Origin of the sequence: Klebsiella sp. AqSCr (genome assembly GCF_008452795.1) — a bacterium.
Classification (GTDB): domain Bacteria; phylum Pseudomonadota; class Gammaproteobacteria; order Enterobacterales; family Enterobacteriaceae; genus Klebsiella; species Klebsiella pneumoniae.
Genome location: NZ_MJDM01000038.1, coordinates 1 through 3419 on the forward strand (window position 1 = coordinate 1; position 3419 = coordinate 3419).

5 protein-coding genes are annotated in these 3419 nt (G+C 46.4%); 1 reads left to right on the forward strand and 4 read right to left on the reverse strand.

The features are described from left to right. Nucleotides 1–22: 22 nt before the first annotated feature. Nucleotides 23–214 (reverse strand): Rop family plasmid primer RNA-binding protein, encoded by a 192-nt coding sequence (locus tag BHE81_RS25980; protein WP_000166328.1) that lies wholly within the window; start codon nucleotides 212–214, stop codon nucleotides 23–25. A 467-nt stretch (nucleotides 215–681) separates the two neighbouring features. Beyond that, nucleotides 682–831, reverse strand: a complete 150-nt coding sequence (locus BHE81_RS28420; protein ID WP_165383661.1) for a hypothetical protein — start codon at nucleotides 829–831, stop codon at nucleotides 682–684. A gap of 755 nt (nucleotides 832–1586) precedes the next feature. Between BHE81_RS28420 and BHE81_RS25990 the strand changes: the two genes are divergently transcribed. Then, nucleotides 1587–2108 carry a hypothetical protein gene (locus BHE81_RS25990; protein WP_023325449.1) on the forward strand — a complete coding sequence of 174 codons (522 nt, stop codon included), beginning with the start codon at nucleotides 1587–1589 and terminating at the stop codon, nucleotides 2106–2108. A 795-nt stretch (nucleotides 2109–2903) separates the two neighbouring features. Here BHE81_RS25990 and BHE81_RS25995 read toward each other — a convergent pair. Together BHE81_RS25995 and BHE81_RS26000 are read right to left on the reverse strand one after the other, a co-directional pair. Continuing rightward, nucleotides 2904–3326, reverse strand: a complete 423-nt coding sequence (locus BHE81_RS25995; RefSeq protein WP_004216558.1) for a helix-turn-helix domain-containing protein — start codon at nucleotides 3324–3326, stop codon at nucleotides 2904–2906. After that, on the reverse strand, nucleotides 3326–3419 hold a 94-nt coding region (locus BHE81_RS26000), incomplete at its 5' end, for a Rop family plasmid primer RNA-binding protein (protein ID WP_114147923.1). The genes BHE81_RS26000 and BHE81_RS25995, both read right to left, overlap by 1 nt.

A 3419-nucleotide genomic window follows, 5' to 3' on the forward strand; every position in this document is an offset into this window, starting at 1 on the left:
TCACTAATAGACACTCTGGCCATCAGTTACCATCCTGTAATGCATCCAGTCTCGAGGACAGTGTACGGAAAAGATGCTCCGCATCATCGTGGAGTTTCTCACAAAGGTCGGCCTCAGCATCGAGATCAAGCTCGTTAAGCTTCTCCAGCAGGAGCAAAGACTGATTCTGGATGAATTTAGCCATGTTCAGCGCTGTTTTCTGTTGTTTCGTCATAAGGGACCTCAGAGCATCAGTGCTCAGTGTAAAACCGGTAAGGGGTCGGATGTACGAATGGTTCAGAGAACGGATCTGAGGTAATCCTGTAGTTATTTTGTAGTTTATATGTAGTCATCGCTAAAAATCAGGATTAAGTCATCAGCTTTTGTAGTCTTCCTGTAGTCCGGAAAAATAATCCGTTCATGCAAGCATGAACGAAGCAGTTAAAGACGCTTTTTCGTCACCGATGCACCTTAACCTGCGCAGTTAACCCAGCCAGAATGATAATTTTTTGCCCCTTAAATGATCATACACCTAACGCAGCCGCGATTTTCATCGCAACTGCATGAATTAAATGGTAAAAATGGAAATATTCGTTTATTTGTGTAATACGCAAGGTATTACAATCACATGTAACTACATGAAAATAAATAAATAAGATGTAATACCTGCGTATTACCACGTACGCGGGCAAGCGAAAAAAGTTATAACGCTTCCTGGCCGACAGGCGGCCCAGAATCCACAGGGGCATGAAGGTTCTCTTCAGTAACCTTCGCCATTAAATCAAAAAGGTCATATTCGCCGGGAAGCTGCGTATCAGTCGAATCCCGTGGATCATCATATTCAGATGGCATGTGATAATATCCAGTAGCTGAGAGGTTGTTAGCGGTTTTAGGGGTGCAACCCTGAACCCGTCACGTAGCACTAGCGGAGTGTATACTAGCTTGACATGTTGCCATGAGCGAAAAGTCAGGTGAAGTGCGCCAATATGCATGACCAGAGTGTCCGGTGAACCATGCCAAGGCAGTGGCTCTTCCGCTTCCTCGCTCACTGACTCGCTACGCTCGGTCGTTCGGCTGCGGCGAGCGGTGAGGGTGTCTTTGTGGGGATGTTTTTGATTCTCTGGCTTTAAATGTACAAAAGCCCCGTGACAGAATCACAGGGCTTCGGTACTCTAATTCTTCGCAGATGCCTGCCAGGAATAGACGTCAGAAATCAAATCCTAGCAGGGCTGGCTAGCATTGTCACTACCAGCTTAATACCATTCAACGACATTAAAATAATATCTGCACCTTAGACACTCAGGTCTACGCCCCGGACTCCGGCAGGATAAACAGGCAATTGGTGGATATGTAACTTAACCGCAAAAGAGTTAAGCTCTACCCCGTCTCGCTGTACGATAACAAGCACCTGATAAAACGAGGGTCTAAGAAAGTAGTAAGCGGAGTAGTGTGATTGAAAGCGTCGGACACTACACCCACACAATCGAACCTTTTGCAGGGTGAGACACACAAGAAACGAGCTGGACGAAGGTCGCTACGCTCCCCGTGATTTTTATATACCCACCACGGGGGCATTAGGTTTTTTTTGACAAAAAAAGGATGTATCCATGAGTGATTTGCAGAATAAACTCGTATTTAGTGAAAGCCCTCGAGTTGAGCTTGGTTCTAATTTTTTCATCAACGTCCCAGTAATACTTCAGTATAAAGACACCCCACTTATTAGTGTTGAGAGTGCGGTTGATGCTAGTTTCACTACCAGCATCCCTATCTATCACAACGATGGAACATACCTGGCCAAGGCTAAAGGAACGCAGCTCTACCTTACTGAAGAAGGTAGAAAGGCAGGGGTGACTCTCCGGCATGAAGATAAGATAACTGTTTGTCTTATTAACGGGAAAGAGGTATTCGAGCTCAGAAGACAAAGCGCAGCTGCACTAAAAGCAGAGGCTGAGCTTTATGTTCCTGATGGAAAGCTAATAAGTTATCGAGGATCCTCGCCAAAGTTGTTCAGCACGGAAAACAATCAACTAGCTATAGGCGGTTTTGTGATGTCCGGATCAACATTCAGCGGGTGTAAAATAGGGATATTGCTAGATGAAAACAGCATAGCGATTGGTGTAAATCGGTAGCCGCATTGGTTATTTCTTGCGCGCGCAATAAAAGATGATGGTTTATCCCGCTCACTTGTATTTACCATAACATCCGTTGCGTGCACCGCCTCAGAGGCCCTCAGCGCGTTTCTGAGGCCTCCGGCCCGAAACACACACCTTTCTGTGCCCATATCGAGAAAAAACGCCCCTGATGATTCTGGCGCGACTGCATGGCTATGCACGGACATACCTGGCCGGGATTTTAGCCGCTAAAATCCGATGAACGCCCTGAAAGCCACCACAAACCACCCCGAAAACGGTGAACGGGGACGCAATTTATTGCGTGGCCGTGAAGCGTTGCCGGCGCAGCCGGAAAACCGGTTTTCAGCACGTTCAGGAATCGGGTTCGTCGACGGCCGGCAATCACGTTATGGCAAGTCGCCGGACGACTCACCACACGATTCACCGGCGATTCGACTCGTGACTTGACTCTAGAGTCACCGCGGTCAAAAAAACGCCAAAGCGACGATTCGACTCTAGAGTCAAGTCGTCATAAGTTACTGATAGTGTGGAGTGAGTCGTCGATGACTCTATGACGAGTCGTCGGCAAGTCGTACACGAATCACCGACGACTTGGATTGACCTTACAGAAGGTAATACTGCGTAATTTAATAACAACCAACTAACTGATATTAATGAGTTATCTGCAAAAATTTAATTTTGCGTGGGGTGTGGATATTTTTAGAGTGAGGAGCGTTCAGAGATCTGGCGATTTTTGGGAAGGTTCAGGAACGCCCCGGGATGGCCGGAGAGGAAAACTCAAGCATGGCGGGATCAGGATTTTTTCCAGAATTTCCACCACGGGGAATGGGGTGGTGAAGAAGGTTCGTGCTTGTGCTCCAGAAGCTGCATAGCCTGACGAAGGGAATCAATATGCTCATCTCGAGCCTTAACAGCCCCTTTAAGACCATCGTTTTCAGCTTCAAGTAAAGCGATTCTATGTTGTAAATCATGTAAACCAACGCTGTTAATACCTGTAGATTCTGCGTCACTTTTTACATCATATTTTACAGCATCGATTACACCATCAAGAGAACCAAACACTCTAATAAGCTCTGATGTATCAATAACTTTAATACCCTTCCCGTGCTTTACAACAGAGGTGTAACTTAACTTACCACTGTTAATCATCTTGTAAATAGTAGGGCGACTAACCTTAACAAGCCGTGCTGCTTCACTAATAGACACTCTGGCCATCAGTTACCATCCTGTAATGCATCCAGTCTCGAGGACAGTGTACGGAAAAGATGCTCCGCATCATCGTGGAGTTTCTCACAAAGGTCGGCCTCA

Excerpts from the sequence above, each read along its gene's own strand:
- BHE81_RS25980 (WP_000166328.1), bottom strand. The coding sequence starts at position 214 with ATGACGAAACAACAGAAAACAGCGCTGAACATGGCTAAATTCATCCAG.
- BHE81_RS28420 (WP_165383661.1), bottom strand. The coding sequence starts at position 831 with ATGCCATCTGAATATGATGATCCACGGGATTCGACTGATACGCAGCTT.
- BHE81_RS25990 (WP_023325449.1), top strand. The coding sequence starts at position 1,587 with ATGAGTGATTTGCAGAATAAACTCGTATTTAGTGAAAGCCCTCGAGTT.
- BHE81_RS25995 (WP_004216558.1), bottom strand. The coding sequence starts at position 3,326 with ATGGCCAGAGTGTCTATTAGTGAAGCAGCACGGCTTGTTAAGGTTAGT.